The 21009-nt window shown below is 45.0% G+C and carries 21 protein-coding genes; 5 read left to right on the top strand and 16 right to left on the bottom strand.

What is annotated here, in order from left to right:
• Window positions 1-33: 33 nt before the first annotated feature.
• The 6 genes from BC8716_RS13395 to BC8716_RS13370 all read right to left on the bottom strand — a co-directional run bounded on the left by BC8716_RS13395 (window position 34) and on the right by BC8716_RS13370 (window position 5152).
• A complete protein-coding gene (locus tag BC8716_RS13395; protein ID WP_094426436.1) occupies window positions 34-1170 on the bottom strand; it encodes a DEAD/DEAH box helicase in 1137 nt (378 codons plus the stop codon).
• A gap of 78 nt (window positions 1171-1248) precedes the next feature.
• A complete protein-coding gene (gene thiM / locus BC8716_RS13390) occupies window positions 1249-2031 on the bottom strand; it encodes a hydroxyethylthiazole kinase (protein ID WP_094426434.1) in 783 nt (260 codons plus the stop codon).
• Between the two features lie 102 nt (window positions 2032-2133).
• Window positions 2134-3321: an aminotransferase gene (locus BC8716_RS13385; protein ID WP_372513837.1), complete on the bottom strand. Its 1188-nt coding sequence runs from the start codon at window positions 3319-3321 to the stop codon at window positions 2134-2136.
• Window positions 3321-3818 carry an Lrp/AsnC family transcriptional regulator gene (locus BC8716_RS13380; RefSeq protein ID WP_094426432.1) on the bottom strand — a complete coding sequence of 166 codons (498 nt, stop codon included), beginning with the start codon at window positions 3816-3818 and terminating at the stop codon, window positions 3321-3323. The genes BC8716_RS13385 and BC8716_RS13380 overlap by 1 nt, the downstream gene beginning before the upstream one ends.
• Before the next feature lie 191 nt (window positions 3819-4009).
• A complete protein-coding gene (gene tnpA / locus BC8716_RS13375) occupies window positions 4010-4462 on the bottom strand; it encodes an IS200/IS605 family transposase (protein ID WP_011245494.1) in 453 nt (150 codons plus the stop codon).
• Window positions 4463-4681: 219 nt separating this feature from the next.
• A complete protein-coding gene (locus BC8716_RS13370) occupies window positions 4682-5152 on the bottom strand; it encodes an S-ribosylhomocysteine lyase (protein WP_094426430.1) in 471 nt (156 codons plus the stop codon).
• Between the two features lie 126 nt (window positions 5153-5278).
• On the opposite strand from BC8716_RS13370, the gene BC8716_RS13365 reads away from it, so the two are divergent.
• Together BC8716_RS13365 and BC8716_RS13360 are read left to right on the top strand one after the other, a co-directional pair.
• The gene (locus BC8716_RS13365) at window positions 5279-6109 is read left to right on the top strand and encodes a YihY/virulence factor BrkB family protein (RefSeq protein WP_094426428.1); all 831 of its coding nucleotides are present in this window, start codon (window positions 5279-5281) and stop codon (window positions 6107-6109) included.
• Window positions 6110-6178: 69 nt separating this feature from the next.
• Window positions 6179-6454 (top strand): HU family DNA-binding protein, encoded by a 276-nt coding sequence (locus tag BC8716_RS13360; protein ID WP_474200100.1) that lies wholly within the window; start codon window positions 6179-6181, stop codon window positions 6452-6454.
• 53 nt (window positions 6455-6507) lie between these two features.
• Here BC8716_RS13360 and BC8716_RS13355 read toward each other — a convergent pair whose 3' ends face one another.
• The 3 genes from BC8716_RS13355 to BC8716_RS13345 all read right to left on the bottom strand — a co-directional run bounded on the left by BC8716_RS13355 (window position 6508) and on the right by BC8716_RS13345 (window position 9895).
• Window positions 6508-7836, bottom strand: coding sequence for a Na+/H+ antiporter family protein (locus tag BC8716_RS13355; RefSeq protein WP_094426426.1), 1329 nt, complete (start codon window positions 7834-7836; stop codon window positions 6508-6510).
• 176 nt (window positions 7837-8012) lie between these two features.
• Window positions 8013-8294 (bottom strand): hypothetical protein, encoded by a 282-nt coding sequence (locus BC8716_RS13350; protein ID WP_011247761.1) that lies wholly within the window; start codon window positions 8292-8294, stop codon window positions 8013-8015.
• A gap of 110 nt (window positions 8295-8404) precedes the next feature.
• Window positions 8405-9895, bottom strand: a complete 1491-nt coding sequence (locus BC8716_RS13345; RefSeq protein WP_094426424.1) for a leucyl aminopeptidase — start codon at window positions 9893-9895, stop codon at window positions 8405-8407.
• Between the two features lie 137 nt (window positions 9896-10032).
• Between BC8716_RS13345 and BC8716_RS13340 the strand changes: the two genes are divergently transcribed.
• Window positions 10033-10503 (top strand): divergent PAP2 family protein, encoded by a 471-nt coding sequence (locus BC8716_RS13340; protein WP_094426423.1) that lies wholly within the window; start codon window positions 10033-10035, stop codon window positions 10501-10503.
• 39 nt (window positions 10504-10542) lie between these two features.
• On the opposite strand, the gene BC8716_RS13335 is transcribed toward BC8716_RS13340, so the two are convergent.
• From BC8716_RS13335 to BC8716_RS13325, 3 genes are all read right to left on the bottom strand, one after another.
• Complete coding sequence (locus tag BC8716_RS13335; protein ID WP_094426421.1) at window positions 10543-11163, bottom strand: 3D domain-containing protein; 621 nt, start codon at window positions 11161-11163, stop codon at window positions 10543-10545.
• Window positions 11164-11245: 82 nt separating this feature from the next.
• Window positions 11246-11572 (bottom strand): YuiB family protein, encoded by a 327-nt coding sequence (locus BC8716_RS13330; protein WP_062749861.1) that lies wholly within the window; start codon window positions 11570-11572, stop codon window positions 11246-11248.
• Between the two features lie 208 nt (window positions 11573-11780).
• Window positions 11781-12989, bottom strand: coding sequence for an NAD(P)/FAD-dependent oxidoreductase (locus BC8716_RS13325; protein WP_169715949.1), 1209 nt, complete (start codon window positions 12987-12989; stop codon window positions 11781-11783).
• 252 nt (window positions 12990-13241) lie between these two features.
• On the opposite strand from BC8716_RS13325, the gene BC8716_RS13320 reads away from it, so the two are divergent.
• A complete protein-coding gene (locus tag BC8716_RS13320; protein ID WP_170969634.1) occupies window positions 13242-14279 on the top strand; it encodes an NAD(P)/FAD-dependent oxidoreductase in 1038 nt (345 codons plus the stop codon).
• An 86-nt stretch (window positions 14280-14365) separates the two neighbouring features.
• On the opposite strand, the gene BC8716_RS13315 is transcribed toward BC8716_RS13320, so the two are convergent.
• From BC8716_RS13315 to BC8716_RS13300, 4 genes are all read right to left on the bottom strand, one after another.
• Entirely contained in the window at window positions 14366-15490 is a 1125-nt protein-coding gene (locus tag BC8716_RS13315; protein ID WP_094429256.1) for a mannitol-1-phosphate 5-dehydrogenase, read from the bottom strand.
• On the bottom strand, window positions 15490-15921 hold the full coding sequence (locus BC8716_RS13310) for a PTS mannitol transporter subunit IIA (RefSeq protein ID WP_094426417.1): 432 nt from the start codon (window positions 15919-15921) through the stop codon (window positions 15490-15492). The genes BC8716_RS13315 and BC8716_RS13310 overlap by 1 nt, the downstream gene beginning before the upstream one ends.
• Window positions 15918-17978, bottom strand: coding sequence for a BglG family transcription antiterminator (locus BC8716_RS13305; RefSeq protein ID WP_254121111.1), 2061 nt, complete (start codon window positions 17976-17978; stop codon window positions 15918-15920). The genes BC8716_RS13310 and BC8716_RS13305 overlap by 4 nt, the downstream gene beginning before the upstream one ends.
• Window positions 17979-18219: 241 nt before the next feature.
• Window positions 18220-19926: a PTS mannitol transporter subunit IIBC gene (locus tag BC8716_RS13300; protein WP_094426413.1), complete on the bottom strand. Its 1707-nt coding sequence runs from the start codon at window positions 19924-19926 to the stop codon at window positions 18220-18222.
• 235 nt (window positions 19927-20161) lie between these two features.
• Between BC8716_RS13300 and BC8716_RS13295 the strand changes: the two genes are divergently transcribed.
• The gene (locus BC8716_RS13295) at window positions 20162-21004 is read left to right on the top strand and encodes a transporter substrate-binding domain-containing protein (RefSeq protein WP_094426411.1); all 843 of its coding nucleotides are present in this window, start codon (window positions 20162-20164) and stop codon (window positions 21002-21004) included.
• The last annotated feature ends 5 nt before the right edge of the window (window positions 21005-21009 follow it).

Genomic DNA, 21009 nt, shown 5'->3' with positions numbered 1-21009 from the left:
TCCTTTTAGTAAAGGAAGATTGAACTTTTCCTTCTAATCGGTTAAAACCAAGCGTCCCCGTACAAGGGCAGCCGCTTTTATGTTGATGCCGAGTTGCTTTTCGTACTTTTCTTTTTTATAGTGTTCTCGCTGTTCAAAAAGTGTAACGACTTTACCGCTGCGCTGCATTCTTCCTGTACGGCCTGCACGATGCAAATAACTGTCTGGATCGGACGGCGCTTCTAACTGAATAATATGCGTCACCCCTTCAAGGTCGAGGCCTCGTGCAGCGACATCCGTCGCCACCAAAATATGGGCTTCGTTTTCAGAAAACGAAGCAATCGCTTTTTCCCGCTCTTGTTTTCCGCTTTCAGAAGAGAGTGCCACCGCCTCCACTTTGCGGAAGCGCAGTTTTTCCACCGTCTCATTTAACTTTTGCAAATGGTTGACAAATACAATCCCTTTTTCAATATTCTCGGCAGCAATCAGTTTTCTCGTTACATCAACGCGATTCCTTGCTTCTACCCATAAGCATAAGTGCTCGACACTGGCAGGAACAAGGGAACCTTTCGCTTCAATTCGTTTAATCGCTGGCGCGAATAGCGCTAATTTTTCTTCGAGCTTGTCTGGGACTGTCGCCGATACAAACAAATATTGGGCATCTCGGCCAATACGTTTTCCCAGTTCTTCCATTTCAGCCCACTGCTCATCTTCTACAAACCGGTCTACTTCATCAATCACACATGTGTGGACCATTGCCAATTTGATTTTTTTCAAGCGAACCAGTTCAAGCAGCCGCCCAGGCGTCCCTACTACTATATGGGGCTTGCCTTTTTTTAATTTCTCTATTTGCCGTTTTATATTGGCGCCCCCTATGAACGGCATGCTTGTAATCGTTGTATGTTCCGTTGTTTCTTTTAAAACTTGTACAATTTGCATCGCCAACTCTTGAGACGGAGCTACAATCACTGCTTGTGTCGCTTGCTTGGAAACATCGATTTTAGCAAGCAGTGGTATGAGATAAGCAAGTGTTTTCCCCGTCCCCGTTTGAGAACGAGCCACTATATTCCCACCAGCCAAAGCTGCCGGAATAACCGCAGCTTGAATGGCGGTTGGCTCTTTTATCCCTTTGGCAAGCAAATTGGCGCCAATAGCATCAGGCCAATTTGCCGATTGAAAATGATTAATCATTGGTTGCTCCTTTACATAGGCGATCAGGCCACACAGTCTCATTCGCTGAATGTGGCTCGATCCAAGTCTAACTTTGTCCTAACAAATCTGTTCTACACGTTTCAAAGTAGCTGCTTTTTCGTCCGTCATATTGCCGAGTTCATTTAAAAATGTTTGCTGGAAAGAGCCGATTCCTTCGTTCTTGGTTTGCTCATATGCTTGTTGTGCGCAAACACCGTAAAAGGCAAGTGCTTCAGCGGCAGCGTCGACAAGACTATTAGGCTGAACAGCAGCATAAGCCGCAATCACACCTCCGAGTAAACAGCCTGTACCAACGACTTTCGTGAGCCACTCGTGACCATTTGAAACAGCTACTAGTTGTTCGCCATTTGAAACAGCGTCAACCTCTCCTGTTACAACGACAACGGTCCGAAGCGCTTTAGCGGCCTGCAAGCATAGCTCTTTCACATCAGCATTAATCTTGCCATCAACACCTTTAACCGTACCTGCCTGTCCAAGGAGGGCAGCAATTTCCCCAGCATTTCCGCGAACGACGGCAACATCGACTTCGTTTAAAATCCGCTTTGATATTTCGTTGCGAAATGGCGTAGCCCCTACTCCAACAGGGTCAAAAATGACAGGTTTGCCTGCTCTGTTTGCCGCTTTTCCCGCTAAAACCATCGAGTCGACCCCTTCGTTGGAGGGTGTGCCTATATTAAGCAGGAGCGCATCTGCCACAGAGGCCATGTCTTCCGTTTCTGCAGCGGAAAAGGCCATTACTGGCGAAGCGCCAATAGCAAGCAAGCCATTGGCAGTAAAATTCATCACCACATCGTTTGTCATACAGTGGATTAACGGGTTGTTTTGCCTTACCAGTTCCAATTTGTTCCCTCCAAACATACATAGCAAGCATAGCCTTATTTTGCAAAGCAACGCTAAATCTATGCGATCCTTTCGGTTTATTCAAGTGTTTCGCTCTGTTTATTAGCGCAATTCGAGCCTTCTTAAAAAGCGTCCAATCCGCTCAAGCGCTTCTTCTAAGTGGGTTAGCGAAGTTGCATAAGAGCAACGAATATGCCCTTCTCCGCCCTCACCAAACACAGAACCTGGCACAACAGCGACACGTTCTTCCTTTAATAAGGCTTCCGCAAATTCTTCTGACGTAAACCCTGTATGGGCAATCGATGGAAATGCATAAAGGGCGCCGTCTGGATGATGGCACGGCAAACCAATTTCTTTCGCTGTTTTCACAAAGAAGTTGCGTCTTTGTTGATAAGACAGCTTCATCCGTTCTACATCATCCATTCCGTGTTGCAACGCTTCAAGCGCTCCGTATTGGGCCATTGTTGGCGCACACATAAGGCTGTATTGGTGGATTTTCAACATCGCTCCTAAGAGATCAGGAGGGGCTAGGGCAAAACCGACGCGCCAGCCTGTCATCGCAAATGCTTTGGAAAACCCATTAATGACAATTGTTTGCTCTTTCATGCCAGGAAGGGTCGCAAAGCAAACATGCTCTTTGTCGTAGGCTAGTTCGGCATAAATTTCGTCAGAAAAAACAAACAGGTTGTGCTTGCGGACGATGGCGGCAATGTCCTCTAAACACTTTTTGCTAATCGAGGATCCGGTTGGGTTATTTGGGTAACAAATCATGATTGCTTTTGTTTTATCGGTAACAGCTGCTTCAATATCAGCAGGCCGCACTTCAAAATTTGTTTCAGCCGATGTCCCAACCGGCACAGGAACGCCACCTGCCATTGTGACAAGGGGCGCATAAGAAACAAAAGTCGGCTCAACGATAATCACTTCGTCTCCTTCATTTAAAATCGCCCGCATGCCAAGGTCAATCGCTTCGCTAGCTCCTACTGTGACCAAAATTTCTGTATCAGGATTGTATGAAACGGCAAATCTTGTTTCCATGTAATGCGAAATCGCCTCGCGCAACTCAATTAAACCGGCATTCGCTGAATATGCCGTATATCCTCGCTCAAGAGAGAAAATGCTTTCTTCTCTAATATTCCATGGTGTCACAAAATCTGGTTCACCGACACCTAATGAAATCACATTCTCCATTTGCGAAGCTAAATCGAAAAAGCGGCGGATGCCTGAAGGCTTGATTTCTGAAACACGGTCTGATAAGCGGGAATAGGAAGTCATCGCTACTTTCTCCATTATGGGCTCACCACGATTCGTTTATCAGACTCTGGCTCTTTAAAAATCACGCCATCATGTTTATATGTTTTTAATTGAAAATGGGTCGTCGTTGATAAGACGGAATCAATCGTCGATAGACGTTCTGACACAAAACGGGCTGTTTCTTGCATCGTTTTGCCTTCGATCACGACAGACAAGTCGTATGCGCCAGACATTAAATACAGTGCTTTCACTTCGGGAAAACGGTAAATTCGTTCGGCAACTTCATCAAAACCAACGCCTCTTTTTGGAGCGACTTTCACATCAATTGTCGCTGTAACCGTTTCTTTGGCAGGCAATTTCGTCCAGTCAACGACTGCCGAATAGCTGAGGATGACATTTTTATCTTCTAGCTCTTTTACATATTGATCGACTTCTTCGCTTGTCAAATCAACCATTTTTGCAATTTTGCTTGATTCCAGACGTCCATTCGCTTCAATAATCTGTAAAATTTCATAAGCTTTTTGGTCTAACATGGACGCTCTCCCCCCATCGTTTGTTCTTTCTTGCAGCATTTTTGTATTCCTAATGATACCACACAAGCAGCTAAATTGGTCTAGTAAGTATCCGCCGGTAGAACTGGCGGTTTTAATTTCGCCCTATAAGGGCACTTTACCAACGAAGTCCCTAAAGGGACCTCTGAAGGGACCGCCAACCGTTTCCTACTTTACTTATCTTTAAATGGGTCGACGTACTCCCTCTTTGTCATTTGATCGCGCAATCGATCCTCCGCTTCTTGTTCGCGGATGTATTTTTCAATTGTTTTTTGATTTAGTCCTACTGTACTCACGTAATAGCCTTTTGCCCAAAACGTGCGATTTCCATGGTTGTATTTTAAGTTTGCGTGACGATCATGGATCATCAACGAACTTTTCCCTTTCAAATACCCCATGAAATACGATACCGACATTTTTGGCGGAATTTTCACCAGCATGTGTATGTGATCAATCATCGCATGGGCTTCGATAATTTCTACATCTTTCATTTCACATAACCTTCTCAAAATAGCTCCAATATCTTTTCGCAGCTTCCCATAGACAATCTTTCGTCTATACTTAGGGATAAACACGATATGATACTTACAATTCCATCTTGTGTGTGATAAACTGTTGTCACTCATGGGTGAGATCTCCTTTCGTTGATAGAAGTTGGTTTGGCGGCCAAGTTCTATTATAACGATTGGAGATTTTTTTCATCACTAGACCTCTCTAGAAGTTTCGTATTCACACGTGCAGAGCACGTGGTTTCAAACCCATATTAATGAAAAATGAAGGAAAAACGCCCGCCTTCCTTGTATCTATAGAAAAAAGCCGCACATCGAGATGCAGCTTTTTCTCATTTAAAATACTTGCTTTAACGAATGTTTGTCTTCAGACAGCCATTTGCGCATGACTTCTTTCGTACCTTCCAAATCATGCAATGCCGCTTGCCCGCACTCTTTTTCTGTTGCCGCAGGAACGGTTTCAATCGACAGCGAATACGTCATTGTCTTTTCAAGCACATCGATGATTTCTTCGACAGACGGGGTGCCGCTCATAATTAAGTAATAGCCTGTTTGGCAACCCATTGGGGAAATATCGATGACATCGAAATGGTCATATTCCTCTGAAAAGCGACGAATGTTAATAGCAAGCAAATGTTCTAACGTATGAATCACGCCAGGTTTTAGCGCTTCTTTATTAGGCTGGCAAAACCGAATGTCAAACTTGTTCACTTCGCCGTCACTGCCAATCTTGTGTTTCCCACAATGGCGGACATACGGGGCCTTTACAATCGTATGGTCAAGTTCAAAACTTTCTACTGAAGGCATCGTATCCACTCCTTTTGCATTTCCTTTTAGTATATAGGATAATGAGTCGTCCTGTCGAAGTGTTTGTTTATGATATTAGAAGATCGGGTATAAATGAATGGGTTGTTTCATGTCTGGAGGGAGAATATGGACTTGCGTTTTGCTCGTTTGTTTACAAAGAATTTGATTGCCCAATTAAAAAGCGACCCTATTCCTGACTTAGCGGCTACGCTTGCTTTTTATTTTATTTTATCGATTTTTCCACTGATGATTTTTGTGCTCGCCGGCGTATCCTTTTTCGAAATTAACAATGACGAAGTGCAAAACTTAATTAATGCCTATTTTCCTGGTGAAATTGGCGACACGTTCAGCCGAATTGTCTTAAATACGATTGGCGAACCACAAGCGGGCTTGCTGTCAATTGGGATCTTAGGCACGCTCTGGTCCGCTTCAAACGGCATTAATGCTTTTATTCGTTCAGTGAACCGTGCTTACAATATTGAAGAGACGAGGCATTTTTTAAAGCTCCGCAGCATTGCAATTGGATTGACAGTTGGTATGGTGTTGCTTATTATCATCACACTCGCGCTTCCCGTATTTGGAAATCAAATTTTAAACCTTCTGGAAGCGATTTTGCTCCTTCCGACCGAGATTGTTGCTGTGCTCAATAATTTCCGTTGGATTGCGGCATTTGCGATCATGATTGTCGCTCTCATGGCGTTATACTGGATTGCGCCTAACACAAAGCAACGCTTTCGCGATGGGCTAACAGGAGCTATTTTCGCCACAATCGGCTGGCAGTTAATCTCTTTTTTCTTTTCCCTATATGTCAGCAATTACGCCAATTACGAAAGCACATACGGCCCACTGGCAGGCGTCATCATTCTCATGTTTTGGTTTTTCCTAACTGGGATTATCCTCATTGTCGGCGCGGAAATAAACGCGACATTGCACCATTTGCGAAAAAAAAGCGCTTAAAACGTATAGAAACTCATTATGTGGGTATGATGGTAGCAGAACTTACCAATTAGTCATTTGAGGAGTGGTATGATGAATAAAACAGAATTGATTAATGCCCTTGCTGAACGCACCCAGCTTTCAAAAAAAGATGCATCAGCTGCCGTTAACAGCATGTTTGATTTAATTTCAGAGTCACTTGGCAAAGGTGAAAGTGTCCAGCTAATTGGCTTCGGCAACTTTGAAGTCCGCGAGCGGGCAGCAAGAAAAGGCCGCAATCCACAAACAGGCGAAGAAATTGATATTGCTGCTACAAAAACGCCTGCATTTAAAGCAGGCAAGCAATTAAAAGACGCTGTAAAATAACAGAACGCAAGCGCTCCCTGCGAACGCTTGCGTTTTTTCGTTCCGACTCTTTCCTATAAGATCATTGCTGCAATCCAACCGAATATAAACAACGGAACGGTAAAGTGGAGAAAAGTCGGGACACATGTATCCCAAATATGGTTGTGTTGGCCATCGGCATTCAAGCCTGCCGTAGGGCCAAGCGTTGAATCAGATGCAGGAGCGCCTGCATCGCCAATGGCCCCTGCTGAACCAATGAGCGAAATAATCGCCATTGTCGATAAGCCTAGCTCCATGCCAAGGGGCACAAATAAAACGGCAATGATCGGGATGGTCGAAAACGATGAGCCAATGCCTAAAGTAATAACTAGCCCAACAGCAAGCATCGCCACTACCGCAATCGCTTTATTGCCTCCAAGGGCAGCGACGACGTCGGCCACAAGTGTTTCTACGTGCCCCGTTTCCCTAATTACATCAGCAAAACCGGCAGCGGCCAGCATAACAAAGCCGATAAAAGCCATCATTTTCATACCATCGGTAATCATGTCGTCGGCAATTCGAAATTGCACGGCTCTCGTAGCTAACAATACGAAAATGCCAGACAACGCAGCCGGTACCATCGAGTCGCTATATGCCCATTGCACAGCAACTGTAACGACAACTGCCGCTCCAGCGGCAGTCAGTGTCCACTTTGTAAAGGGTTGCTGGTCTTGGGCGTGCTCATACCCAGCAAGTGGTTCGTTATGATACGCTCTGTTTTTGCGATAACTTACAAATACGGCAAGCACTAAGCCAAGTACAGAACTTGCTGTCGGCAGAAACATCGCTTTAGGGATCATCGCCATATCAATTACAAGCCCGCTTTGCGCCATATTGTCGGCAATGATCCGATGAAAAAGTTGGCCGAACCCATAAGGGAGAAGCATATACGGAGCAGTGAGGCCAAAAGTAAGAATACAAGCAATTAAACGTCTGTCTACTTGCAGCTGATTTAAGATGGTCAAAATCGGCGGAATTAAAATCGGAATAAAAGCAATGTGGATCGGTATAAGATTTTGTGACATGCACGCAACAACGGTCAACATTAAAAAAAGCAACATTTTTGTCAACGTCTGCTGCTTGCTCTCTCCTTTTCGTTCCATCCACTGCTGGAGTTTGCTAATCAAAAAGTCTGGTAATCCTGTTTTAGCTAATGCAATAGCAAATCCACCCAACAGAGCGTAGCTAAAAGCAATTTCTGCATTGCCTCCTAATCCAGCCGTAAAAACTTGGATAGTTGTGTTAAAACTTAGCCCGCCAACAAGCCCGCCGACAATAGCCGAAATCGCTAAAGCCAACACGACATGCACGCGTAGCAAACTCAAAAGCAGCATTAAGCCAACCGCGACGACAACAGCATTCATACATACCAATTCCTTTATCTTATTAAATCATTAAACAACGAAAACATTTACTACGTTACCACGGCTGTTTTTTTCTGTCAACCATTGCTCTGTAAAATGAAAACGCCTCCCATTGATCAGCACACATATGAATAGGCAAAATAAAAAACGCTAAAGGGATAACCTTTAGCGCTTCATTAAAAAGCAATAATTTTTGTAAACGATAATGATTTGTTGCGGCGCCCTTTTAATTGGTAAGAAATAGTGTCGCCTGCTTGAACAGACAATTTTACTGGTTCTGTAAAGGATGCATCATTTGTAGCAAAAAGCGTATGGGTGCCTGCTGGAACTTCAATCGTCATTTTTTGTTTTCGTTTTAATGCACCGACAAAATGGTCGTTAAGAAAAACACGGCATTTTCGCCCCATGGTGCCAAGTTCTCGCGTACGCTTTATTTCGACATAGGCCGTTTCAATCATTTTGTTCTCCTTCCTCGTCCAGAAACAATCTGCTCACACGAATCCTTACTCCGTATTATAATCCTATTTCGCCATGCGTACAAGAACAAAAAATGGGAAACGAAAGTAAGTTATGCTTCGCTTAACGACTCCACATAATGGGCTAACGTCCGCGCCATCACCCCTGTGGCTCCTGCCGGACCAATGTTGGTTGCTTTGTTTAAATAACCCGTTCCGGCTATGTCGAGATGGACCCACGGCGTTTTTTCAGCAAAGGCACCGATGAACAACCCAGCTGTTATGCTTGCGCCTGGGCGCCCAGGTGAATTGTTTAAGTCGGCGATATCGCTCGATTCTAACAGCTTCTTATACCCTTTTCCACTTGGAAACTGCCAAATTGGCTCTCCCGCTTTGTCGCCCGCTGCTTTCACTGCCTCCATGAGAGCATCGTCGTTAGCGACTGCCCCAGTCATTTCGTGGCCTAAAGCCACCACACAAGCGCCTGTTAACGTCGCTACATCGATCAGCCGTTTGGCGCCAAGCTGTTTGGCATACGTAATCCCATCTGCTAAAACCAAACGCCCTTCGGCGTCTGCATTGCGCATTTCAATTGTTTTGCCGCTTAGTGAACAGATGACATCGCCAGGCTTCATTGCGGAGCCATTTATTAAATTTTCACTTGATGGAATGACGGCCAAAACATTGACTTTCGGTTTCATTTCACCAATAATGGCCATTGCCCCAAGCACTGCTGCCGCTCCGCCCATATCGTTTTTCATTTCATGCATGCTGGCAGGTGGTTTTAACGAATAGCCGCCAGAATCAAACGTAATCCCTTTTCCGACAAGCCCTGTTACATCGTCGCTTTCAGGGTTGCCATCGTATCGGATAATGATCATTTTCGGCGGTTGATCGCTTCCATTAGCGACAGCTAATAGCGCCCCCATTCCAAAGCGTTCCATATCCTCTCGCTCAAGGACATTGAACGCGAAGCCGTATTTTTTAGCAAGCGTCTCTGATTCATTGGCCAAGTCGCTTGGCGTCAAGAGGTTGCCTGGCAAGTTGACGAGCTTACGCGCCAAATTTGTCCCCTTTCCATATGTATATCCTCGATCAGCGTAAAAGGTGAGCCCTTCTCTGTTGCTATAAAGCGTCACTTTTGCAAGTGTTCTAATTGGTTCATTGCTCTTTTCTTTATACGTCTGTTTATCGTAGCTGCCAAGAGCAAGGCCTTCCCCAATCCCAAAGGCAGCATCTTCCGGCGAAACAACCTCTGTCACAAAACTATCCAGCAACACGCCTGCTGTTTCCACACGTTCTTTTTTTAGTTGCTTTCCTACATGGCCGAGACATTCCCGCAACTCGTCTGTCCCGAATGCATCCTCTTCCCCTAAGTAGACCGCATAAATACGTTTAGCTCCAATCAAACCAAGTGTAGGAATGGTAAGAATACCACCACTTTTCTTTGGGAATACGGTTTGCTTCTTTAACTCTCCTAGTTGTCCTGCCAATGCCTCGTCTAACGACTTCATTATACCGCTAAAAGGCTTTTTTTTCCATATGCCGACAACGAGCACTTCTTCCGATGAAGCCGTTGTCCATTGATCTGTTAGATAAAACATGCAATTCCCTCCTCACTGTCAGTATACCATAGCGGCTAAAATCCCTTACAAAAAATCAATATCCCGTCAAGGAAATCGCCATGAACGTATGTTATACTATACGAATTAAAGAGGCTTATTAGCGAAAGGAAGAGAACATGGAAATTTTGGATAATTTCCCGCTTTGGGCGGCATTTACGGCAATTATTATTGCGCAAGCGATTAAGATTCCACTCGCCTTCTTTGCTACAAAAAAACTTGATTTTTCATTGTTCACAAGCACAGGTGGAATGCCTAGCTCTCATTCAGCAGCTGTTACCGCCTTGTCTACTGCCGTAGCGATTGAGCATGGGTTGGACTCTTCCCTTTTTGCCGTATCTGCTGTCCTCGGCATTATTGTCATGTTTGATGCTACAGGCGTTAGGCGCCACGCAGGCTACCATGCCACTGTGTTAAACCAGCTCGTGCAAGATTTCAACAAGCTTGTTGAAGAAATTAAAACGTGGCCTAAGAAAGAAAACGAACAAAAACTAAAGGAGTTACTTGGCCATCAGCCAATTGAAGTATTTTTCGGCGCGTTGCTGGGAATTATCCTGGCGTTGCTATTGCATGCATGGTTCATAGGTTAAATGCAAACGGACAGGCTGTTAAAAAGCCTGTCCGCGCCATTATGTGCGACTACGAAACACATGTATAGACGCATCGCTATTTAAATCATCAAGCTCTTTTTGCGTCAATTCGCCGCTTCCTTTTTTAATCATGTACACGTCAAGCTCTTGTTTCCCCCACTCGTTATAGACATCCGCAACGGTAGGATAATATAAATCGATGTGTTTCCCCTTTATAGCCGATCCTGTATCTGCCACTACTCCATACCCGTAACCTGGTACAAATAAAATAGAGCCAATCGGAAACACAGCAGGATCTGCAGCAATGGTTGAATACGTATTGCGCTCCACCGGCAATCCAGAATAAGTAATGCCATAAGCAGGATCGCCAGGCGTTTTCCCCGTTGACTCGACTCCTGCCGTATAGCCCGTGGCAGTTACTCTTGTCCGTTCATAAAGACTGGTATCCAATTCCGCTTCCACCATTTTGTAAACGGGCACCGTTACGCCTGGAATCGTCTTTGCTTGGACCGCAGTGCGCTTTTCGACACTCGGTAGAGAATGAAAATGGAAGACAGTTAAATTCGTAAAGACATGAACAGTTGTGAGCAGCGCAGCCATAAACAAAACGACCATTACCGCGCGAAACATCCATTTTCTTAAGTGGGTTGATTTAAGCATTCGTCACACTCCTCTTTTTACAGCATTGCCAGCAAAAGAGAGAATATGCACAAAAAAACAGGCTAAAATCACGCCTGTTTGCTTAAAACATTTGATAGCCCGCTTTGCGGAGCAGTTTCATAATAATCCCTGAGGCAACGGCACCTAAAAAGCCGCTTGCTAAAATAATCAAGTCTGCTAGATGAAGGGACACGACTTTTTCAAACAAAGCCGGAAATGCTTGTCCTGGAGCAGCGATATATTGGCGATAAGGCTCTTCATTAACAATCAGCAACACCACAATCGGATAAAGAAACGCCATAATCCATGTTAACCGCAGCACCATATTAAGCAAAAAGCCGATACCCGCAAACAAAACAAAAAATAGCAAAATCGATACGATCAGTTGCAGTATATGGATTTCATTCATGTAAGCGCCCTCCTACAAAACTTAGTGTACTAAAAAAGCTTGCTGTTGTCGACAAAGTCGAAACGATTGAAAGCATGTCAGATGAGCCGCTGCAAACGATTATACGGCGTACAGCTGTGAACACTATATCAAGTCGGCTTCAGTCTGAGCTTCTGAACATAGAAAAGGGACGAATTTTGGCTAAGCAAAATTCGTCCCGCTTCGCTTATTAAAAAGGAAATTTGCCTTTTTTCAACGTTAGGAGTGGGCCGCCAAGAATAAAGAGTGCCCGGTTATCAATCATTTTTTTCATAAAGTTTGCTGTGCCGCCGTAAATTTTGCGGGAGCCAACAACGCCAATTGCTTGCTTTCCGCCAAGAGAAGCGACAGTCCCTTTATTGTCAAACTTGAAGGTTTCAAGGTTCGTGCTCCCCTTGTTCAAGGCAATTAAGTTATTCGCGCACGTTTTCGCCATTTGCATCGCGATTTGCGCAGTCGGCGGATATGGCCTGTTTATTTCTTCATTGATAATGAGAGCACAGTCACCAATAATGAAGACATCATCATGGCCTGGAGCACGCAAGTCAGGGTTGACTTTGACACGGCCGCGCATTGCTTCAAATCCTGATTTTTCAATAACAGGGTTTCCGCGCACACCAGTTGCCCAAATAACCGTTTCCGCTTTAATTTCTTCACCTTCGCCAACAATGACACCAGAAGCAGTGACTTCTTTAATCGGTGTGTTGATTTTAAACTCAACGCCGCGGCTTTCTAACAAGTTCATAGCGTATTCGACTAGCTCTGGATCGAAGCCAGGCAACGCAGTTGGCGCTGCTTCAACGACAAACAACCTTACTTTTTCACGAGGCACATCATAGGTTTTGCAAAGCTCTGGTATACGCTCTGAAAGTTCACCAATAAACTCGATTCCTGTAAATCCTGCACCTGCAACCACAAATGTGAGCAATCCTTCATGCTTGTCCTCTACATTGTTATAGTTGGCAAATTGGGCATCAATATGATCTTTGACTTGGCGCGCTCCGTTAAGCGTCCATTTTGTGAAGGCATGCTCGTGTACGCCAGGAATGCCAAACGTCTCAGCCGTTGCTCCTAGCGCTAGCACTAAGTAGTCATATTCAAGCTCGCCCTCTTTTAACATGACTTTCTTTTCGTCTGTTTTTACTTCCAACACTTCATCTTGTACAAAATTGACACGACTTGTGTTTAAAACGTCGGCGATCTTGACCCGTGTCCGGTCAGGCTCAAGCGTTCCCGCAGCCGGTTCATGGAGCCAAGTTGTTTGGTAGTGGTAATCATGTTTGTTTACAAGGGTAATGGATGCATCATTTGGCCCTAACTTCTTTGACAGCGTAACCGCTGTATTCATGCCGCCATATCCTGCCCCAGCGATTACAATTCTTGCCTTGTTCACTCTCATCACTTCCGCTTTCGTTAAATATTTTTGTGTTTGTGATTCATTTCACTTTCTCTTTCAGAGAAACCCCATTTTCAATAATTCGCCACAATCTCTAACACTTTAATCATATTCGTTTTTTGTTCAAATTTCAACTCCCCTATAAAAAAAAGTAGCCGCTATTTCTGTCCCTTTTCTTTCATGCTTTCTTTCACTGAAAAAACGGATAGGGAGCAAGGCAAAACAGACCTGTCCTTTGTATTTGCCTGAAAGTGCATGTATAATGAGAAAGGATTTCATTTTCACTTGGGGGTGGAGGTTTTGCAAGAACAGAAAGACATGTTTGATCTAACCATTATCGGCGGCGGTCCTGCTGGATTATTCGCTGCCTTTTATGCAGGAATGCGCAAAATGAAAGTAAAAGTGATCGAAAGCATGCCTCAACTTGGCGGACAGCTTTCGGCCCTTTATCCTGATAAATACATTTACGATGTTGCTGGATTTCCAAAAGTAAAAGCGCAGGACTTGGTTGACCAACTGACTGCCCAAGCGCAACAGTTTCAGCCAGAAATTGTTTTAGAAGAAGCGGTGCAAACGCTTGAAAAGCAAGAAGATGAAACGTTTGTGTTGACCACTGATGCCAATATCCATTATACAAAAGCGGTATTGATTACGGCCGGAGCTGGCGCATTCGCCCCGCGTAAGCTCCAAGTCGAAAAAGCCGACTTCTACGAAGACAAAAACATCCATTATTTTATTCGCGACTTAAGTGCTTTTACAGGCAAACGTGTTGTCGTTATCGGCGGCGGCGATTCAGCTGTTGACTGGGCGCTCATGCTTGAGCCAATTGCCAAAGAAGTCACGCTCGTCCATCGCCGTGACGCCTTCCGTGCCCACGAGCACAGCGTCGATTTGCTTAAAAAATCGTCTGTACGAATTTTGACGCCCTACGAAACGGCAGAGCTTCATGGCGACGAAAACGGCGTAACTGCGGTAACATTTTCAGAAGTCAAAGGGGATCAGACAGAAACGATTGCTGTTGATGACGTGATCGTAAACTTTGGCTTCGTGTCCACGCTAGGCCCTATCAAAGAGTGGGGGCTTGAAATCCGCAAAAATGCGATTCCAGTAAACACCAAAATGGAGACAAACATTCCTGGCGTTTATGCCGCTGGCGATGTCAGCACGTATGACGGCAAAATCAAATTGATTGCCACCGGTTTTGGCGAAGCACCTACCGCTGTCAACAACGCGAAAGTATACATTGACCCGACGGCTCGCGCATTCCCTGGACATTCAACAAGCCTGTTTTAAAACATACAAGAAGCCAGTTTCGGCGAAAACGCCTAGCTGGCTTCTTTTCATTTTATCGTTCCCTGCTATGTCTTTGCCAAATTAATCTACTCTTTAGCAACGATTTCAACAAGCGGGTGATCTTTTTCTAATTTAGAAATTTCACAGAACGCGTCCACATACCCTTTTTCATCGACAAGAGCTCGCAGCTGCTCGCTTTCTGGGTCCCCTTCCGCATAAAAGTGAAGGGCATCGAAAATCGTTTCTGCCAAAGACTCAGGATGAAGCCCTTTTTCGGCTAAATACTTCGCAGGTTTAACGAGTCGATCTGCTGGTCCAAGCTTACGGATAGGGCCGCGGCCAACTCGTTCAACCAAGTCTTCAAGATGAGGATTTTGAAAACGGAGAAGAATTTTGTCGATATAATCTTCATGGGCTTCGGCATCAAACTGGTATTCCTCTACAAGCATCGCTTTCGTCTCATTAAGAGCACCGCGGACACGGTGTTTAATATAATCATCAGCCAAAGCCTCTTTAATCGTTTTCTTTCCTTTACGATAGCCGACATAAGCGGCAACCGCGTGCCCAGTGTTGACTGTGAATAACTTGCGCTCAATGTATGGAGCTAGGTCATCAACAAGCACTGCTTTGCCAAGCTGAACAGCATCTCCTTTCAGAGCAGGCTTTTCGACGACCCACTCAAAAAAAGGTTCTACTGTGACATGAAGGATATCATCTGATTGGACATTTGGCACAATCCGATCGACGGCAGCGTCGGCAAAGCCAGCATCCTCCAACAATGCTGTCGTTTCTTCTTCAGAAAGATGGGACAAAACGTCTTTTTTCAATTGAGAAGTCGCCCGGATTGCATTTTCACAGGCAATAATGTTAACTGGCTTACCTGCAGTCCGTTGTTTTAACCCTTGTGCGATCGTCTTAGCAATATAAGGCAAAACAGTCGGCCCTACTGCGGTTGTAACGATATCCGCTTCTGCAATTGCGTCAATCGCTTCCTTTTCATTTGTTTTGCTGTTAATTCCGCGCACATTTGTAACCGTCTCTGTCTCTTTTCTATCGCCCGCAATCGTTACTTCGTACTCATTCCGCTCGTTCAGGGCGTCAATGATTTTCTCATTTACATCAACAAACGTTACTTCATAACCTGCATCGACCAATAACGCGCCAATAAAACCACGGCCAATATTGCCTGCGCCAAAATGAACAGCCTTCATCATTCCGTTACTCCTGAAAAAAAGTCAAGTACATCGTCAGCTGTTTTCACTTGGAGAAGCGCTCTGACATTGTCCTCTTCCGAGCACGCGATCGCTATTTTGGAGAGTATCTCCAAATGCTCATCTCCTTTGCCAGCAATGCCGATGACAAGCTGCACAGGGTTGCCATTCCAGTCAATTTCTTGATCAAGCAATAAAATCGATAAGCCAGACTGTGTAACATCCTCACGGGCATCCTCTGTCCCATGAGGAATGGCAAGCAAATTCCCCATATAAGTAGACGTCAATTCTTCACGGGCAAACATTTTGTCAATGTACTGTTCATTCACATAGCCTTGGTCAGCCAGCACTTGCCCGGCAAGTTTGATCGCTTCTTCTTTCGAGGCCACACTCGCGCCAATTTTAATGTTCTCTGCTTTTAAAATGCTCATGATTGGTCCACTCCTTCATTTATATACGATATCATAAACTCGCGGCACTTTTGTTCAAGAAACTGTGTAATTTCATGCTCTCTCCCTTGATAGAAAAGTGCCGTTTCGTCATCTGAGCCAATCAGCAAAATGCTAACAAAACTCATAAACGCAAGCTCCTGTTCTGCTAAAGGTTCAGGAGCAAGCATGAGAATCGCTCGTTTAATGCTTTCATTGCCATCAGCCATTGAAGCAACTTGCGCTTCTGTTTTTAGATCTAAGAAGACAAACACTGGCCGCCTTATTTCGTTTAAACGAGTATGGAACAAGGCCAACCCTGTACCAGGAATGCCAATCCCACCTAGCCGTTCTCTTGCAAGCAGCGCCTCATACACTTGTTTTGCCTCGGATAACGCCCCTTGTTCCTCAAGAATTTCACAACAAGTACGAATCCCTGCAAGAAGTTCATCCACAGCAACAAGACGAACGGACTGTAAAAAAGAGTCGATAAAGGATGCCATCCGTTTAATGTCTGCAAATGAGCGCTTTTCTTCCACGTTTGTGCGGATAGGCGGCGCCGCCGTGATCGTTTGCTCATTTAAAAGCTCATCGATATTTGCTTTAATTAAACTTGCTTCGTCAGCAGTTAACATCGGGCTGACACGGAGCGCTTGCCTGTTATTCGTCTCCACCTTGACGGTTGAAATGAACAAATCAAAGCTGGCAGGGTCATATTTGTCCAAATCAAACAAAGAAGCGTTTGTAATAGAGGAAATTTCGGGAAATTCTTGTCTAATACGGCTCGCCAACATTTTGGCCGAACCAATTCCGCTTGAGCATACAACCAACGCCGATAAAGACACGGATCGTTTGCGCCGCTCAAGGGCAGCGCCGAAATGAAGCGTTAAAAAACCAATTTCTTCTTCAGGCAGCTTAAGGGGTGCAAACGCCTCACTTGCTTGTTTAGCTGTTACGGCAAACAGAGCAGCATAATCGGCCTTGACTTTTTCAAGCAGCGGATTATGGATCTTCATTCCTTGCCTCACCCGGTAGAGAGCAGGTTTAAGATGAGCGAGCAACCCTTGGAATAAGGACGGTTCGGCTAAAGAGACAGATAAATCTTGTTCCATTCCGGCAATAAACTGCTTTAATCTGCCTGCCAATTCTGCATTGGACTGCTCAAACGGCTCTCCTTGTATATGCCCAATCCGCGCCCCACGCAAATGCATGACTAAATAGCCAATCTCTGCTTCCGGAATCGTTATTTGGAACGTTTGCGCAAGCGCTTCGGCTAACTCCTGTGCAACCGGAAGGCTATCTTCCTGATGCAATGCTTCAAGCTGGCCCGCGTCCATTCTAATTTGTTCGCCTTGCTTAATTCGTTCAATCGCTAAAGTGGCATGGACGACAAGAGCAATGAATGATTGGTCAGCCATGTCATCAAAATGCTTTTCTTTCACACGTTGTATCGTCGACTGGACAAGGCGGATTGTTTCTAAGTCAACAAAATGCAAAAGACGGCTAGCGACTTCATTTTGCATTTGGCCTGAATAGACGGCTTCATAAAACGCTTCCTCCGTGAGGTTTTCCGATAAAATGGCCGACATCGCTTGGCGAATATTCGTTTCCGTGCCTTTTACAGCAATGCCGTAGCCCCGTTTACGGATCAATTTAATGCCAAACTGTTCCAGCCATTCGGCCGCCTTTGTCAAGTCACTGCCTACAGTGGCAGGCGTGACGTTCAACTCTTTAGCAAGCGCGAACAGCTTAACTGGTTCATTGGCATCTAGAAGCAGGGCCAATAGTAACCCTACACGTTCATCGCTCGTGAAGTCACCGACATTGATCGTTTGTAGCTTCTCCTTTAACGCTAGCTTATACGTAGACGCCCCTTCTAATACAAGAAAATGGCCTCTGTGTAATGAGAGCTGATGATTCGCGGCCACTTTCGCTAAACTTGGCAAGTCTCGTTGTATCGTGCGTACACTAACAGAGGCCACATCAGCTAGCTCTTGCAATGTCAATCCTTGCTCGTTAGCAAGCAAAGCCTGAAGCAAGACGCGCTCTCTTGCCGTCATATGCACACTCATCCCCCCTTCCCTATTAAATAAATAGACAACATCCCCTAAAGGGGATGTTGAGGTTATCGACAAAGTCGATAAAATCACTCAGACTGATAGAAAACGCTTGTCAGACGAGGAGTGCAGGCGAAGGAAGATGTGAATAGAACAGTCGTTCATGAACATATGACTGAGGCAAACGACGAAGTATGCGAGCGTTTGCCTACAGTCTGATCATCCCCTTATAGGGGATGTCGCTTTATTTTAGACGCTCCACAAGCTCGTCATAGCGGGGACTGCTTAAGAAGTTCTCCACGGATAGATGTTCAGCATCAGGCTGTTTTTGTTTCGCTCGTTCTGTCAAGTCTTTATGGGTGATGACAAGATCCGCGTCTGCTGGAATGTTGCTAACGGCTGTATTCGATACATGGATACCCGTAATGCCCGCTTTTTTAAACTTGTCTTTTAAAAGTGAAGCGCCCATTGCGCTAGAACCCATACCTGCATCGCAAGCAAACACAATTTTTTCAATTGGCTTGTCTGTAGGCTGTTGTTCCTCTTGTGCGTGTGCTTCTTGCAGCTTCTCAATGATTTCTTGGTAGCGAGGGCTGTTCATAAAGTTGTCAACCGATACATGGAGCGCATTCGGTTGTTTTTGTTTGGCCCGCTCCGTTAAATCTTTGTGTGTAATGATCAGGTCTGCGCTATCCGGTATGTTGCTGATGGCTGTATTGGCCACCGAGATGCCTTCAAGCCCTGCTTTTTTAACGCGGTCTTTCATAATCGAAGCGCCCATCGCACTTGATCCCATTCCTGCGTCACAAGCAAAAATAATCGATGACACCTTTCCATAGTCGACCTCAGCTGTCTTTTTCGGCTCAGCCGCAGCGGTCGTTTTCCCCTTCATTTCTTTGATTTTCCCTTGTGCTTCCTCTAAATTCTCTTCCTCGCCTTTGCGGTCAAACTTGAGGATCATGGATGCGACAACAAACGAAATCGCCGTTGCGACAAGAACGCTTAAAATGACGCCCACATAACTATCCGACGCTGTAAGCAATAAAATCGAAATAATGCTTCCAGGAGACGGAACGCTCACCAATCCAGCATTAAACAGCGACAAAGTGAAAATACCGCCTGCTCCGCCAAGAATAGCTGCTACGATCAACAATGGCTTCATCAGCACGTACGGGAAGTAAATTTCGTGGATGCCGCCAAAGAAATGGATAATTCCTGCTCCATAAGAGGAGGCACGTGACGCACCTTTCCCAAAAATCATATAAGCAAGAAGAATACCCATCCCTGGGCCAGGGTTAGCTTCAAGCAAGTAAAGGATCGACTTGCCGTACTCAGCGACTTGCCCGGCAGCAATTGGGCCGATGACGCCGTGGTTAATTGCATTATTTAAAAACAAAATTTTAGCTGGTTCGATAAAAATCGAAACGAGCGGCAAGACGCCCCAGCTAATCATAGCGTCAACGCCTGTTTCTAATATTTGTGTAAAGGCAGCGACCAGCGGCCCGATCGCTAAAGAGCCAAATAAAGCTAAAGCGGCACCAAGAATCCCGGCAGAAAAGTTATTGACAAGCATTTCAAAACCTTGCTTGATTTTCCCTTCCATTACTTGGTCAAACTTTTTAATGACATATCCACCAAGAGGCCCCATAATCATTGCCCCGATAAACATTGGCATATCCGCTGCAACGATGACACCCATCGCTGCGGTGGCGCCAACAACACCGCCCCTAAAATCATGGACAAGACGTCCGCCGGCAAAAGCGATTAACAGCGGCAACAAATAGGTGATCATCGGGCTAACAAAACTTTCGAACAACTCAATGCCAGACGGCACGGCAATTGCTGTAAGCAAGCCCCATGCGATAAAAGCGCCGATATTTGGCATGATCATGCTGCTTAAATTGCTGCCAAATTTTTGTACTCGAGAACGGATGCTCCCTTTTTCAGCCATTCTATTTCCTCCTTTAGAATGATAATCATAAAAATGGATGAGTGCTATCTCTCGAGCTTCATCTTAATCGCCTTTAGCATCTCCTTCAATAAAAGAAAAATGCAATTTCGTCGTTTTTGTCGCGACAAGATTATATTTGTTGGACTTATTTATAATGGAAGAAACAAGTTTCTTGATTGTTCGTCCGTTTATCTCCATACTAACAAAGGACGTATACTTTCAGGAGGAATGATAGATGAAAAAGCAACTGTTTCCTTACATTGGGCTTGCTGCTGCTGCCTTGCTTAGCGCTTGCCAAGGAGGAGAGCCGGCTGAAGAAAACGCGAGCGACGAGAACCAAGCATGGGATGCAATCGAAGAAAAGGGAACGATCGTCGTTGCCACTGCAGGGACTTTATTCCCGACGTCCTACCATGATGACGATAATGAACTGACAGGGTTTGAAGTCGAACTTGTTAAAAAAGTAGCTGATCTCCTCGGTGTCGATGTGACATTTGAAGAAATAGGCGTCGAAACGATGACACAAGCGCTAAACAGCGGACGGGTGCACCTTGCTGCCAACAGTTTAGCCATTACCGAGGAACGGCAAAAGAACTTTGACTTCTCGTTGCCATATAAGTTTTCTTACGGAAGTGCGATTGTACGTGCCGATGATTTATCTGGCATTGAAACATTAGAAGACCTAGATGGCAAAATTGCCCTAGGAGCGCCAACAACGACGTATATGCAAAAAGCGGAATCGTATGGTGCAGAGCCTTTGTTCTTTGACAATGTCACCAATGACGTTTACTTACGTGCAGTTGAAACAGGGCAAGGGGATGTGATTTTAAATGATTTTTACTTGCAGTCTATTACAGTTGAGGCGATGCCAGACATAGACGTCGTTGTCCACCCAACGCTCTTTTACGACCCGAGTGAACAAGCATTTATGATGGCAAAAGGGGAGACCCGTCTGAAAGAGGCAGTCGACGAAGCGCTTGAACAGCTCCTTGCTGATGGCACTGCCAGTGAGTTGTCCAAACAGTTTTTTAACGGCCAGGATGTCACAACATTGCCTGATGATATTGAATTTCAATAGGATGT

The sequence above is a fragment of the Shouchella clausii genome, assembly GCF_002250115.1.
In the GTDB taxonomy this organism is placed as follows: Bacteria; Bacillota; Bacilli; order Bacillales; family Bacillaceae_D; genus Shouchella; species Shouchella clausii.
This window is presented reverse-complemented; position numbering and strand designations above follow the sequence as displayed.

Coding starts and splice junctions, on each gene's coding strand:
- tnpA (WP_011245494.1), bottom strand. CDS start 4,462: ATGAGTGACAACAGTTTATCACACACAAGATGGAATTGTAAGTATCAT.
- BC8716_RS13365 (WP_094426428.1), top strand. CDS start 5,279: ATGGACTTGCGTTTTGCTCGTTTGTTTACAAAGAATTTGATTGCCCAA.
- BC8716_RS13340 (WP_094426423.1), top strand. CDS start 10,033: ATGGAAATTTTGGATAATTTCCCGCTTTGGGCGGCATTTACGGCAATT.
- BC8716_RS13345 (WP_094426424.1), bottom strand. CDS start 9,895: ATGTTTTATCTAACAGATCAATGGACAACGGCTTCATCGGAAGAAGTG.
- BC8716_RS13380 (WP_094426432.1), bottom strand. CDS start 3,818: ATGTTAGACCAAAAAGCTTATGAAATTTTACAGATTATTGAAGCGAAT.
- BC8716_RS13395 (WP_094426436.1), bottom strand. CDS start 1,170: ATGATTAATCATTTTCAATCGGCAAATTGGCCTGATGCTATTGGCGCC.
- BC8716_RS13360 (WP_474200100.1), top strand. CDS start 6,179: ATGATGAATAAAACAGAATTGATTAATGCCCTTGCTGAACGCACCCAG.
- BC8716_RS13385 (WP_372513837.1), bottom strand. CDS start 3,321: ATGGAGAAAGTAGCGATGACTTCCTATTCCCGCTTATCAGACCGTGTT.
- BC8716_RS13350 (WP_011247761.1), bottom strand. CDS start 8,294: ATGATTGAAACGGCCTATGTCGAAATAAAGCGTACGCGAGAACTTGGC.
- BC8716_RS13315 (WP_094429256.1), bottom strand. CDS start 15,490: ATGAAGGCTGTTCATTTTGGCGCAGGCAATATTGGCCGTGGTTTTATT.
- BC8716_RS13325 (WP_169715949.1), bottom strand. CDS start 12,989: ATGAGAGTGAACAAGGCAAGAATTGTAATCGCTGGGGCAGGATATGGC.
- BC8716_RS13305 (WP_254121111.1), bottom strand. CDS start 17,978: ATGACGGCAAGAGAGCGCGTCTTGCTTCAGGCTTTGCTTGCTAACGAG.
- BC8716_RS13310 (WP_094426417.1), bottom strand. CDS start 15,921: ATGAGCATTTTAAAAGCAGAGAACATTAAAATTGGCGCGAGTGTGGCC.
- BC8716_RS13335 (WP_094426421.1), bottom strand. CDS start 11,163: ATGCTTAAATCAACCCACTTAAGAAAATGGATGTTTCGCGCGGTAATG.
- BC8716_RS13330 (WP_062749861.1), bottom strand. CDS start 11,572: ATGAATGAAATCCATATACTGCAACTGATCGTATCGATTTTGCTATTT.
- BC8716_RS13295 (WP_094426411.1), top strand. CDS start 20,162: ATGAAAAAGCAACTGTTTCCTTACATTGGGCTTGCTGCTGCTGCCTTG.
- BC8716_RS13370 (WP_094426430.1), bottom strand. CDS start 5,152: ATGCCTTCAGTAGAAAGTTTTGAACTTGACCATACGATTGTAAAGGCC.
- BC8716_RS13320 (WP_170969634.1), top strand. CDS start 13,242: ATGTATAATGAGAAAGGATTTCATTTTCACTTGGGGGTGGAGGTTTTG.
- BC8716_RS13355 (WP_094426426.1), bottom strand. CDS start 7,836: ATGAATGCTGTTGTCGTCGCGGTTGGCTTAATGCTGCTTTTGAGTTTG.
- BC8716_RS13300 (WP_094426413.1), bottom strand. CDS start 19,926: ATGGCTGAAAAAGGGAGCATCCGTTCTCGAGTACAAAAATTTGGCAGC.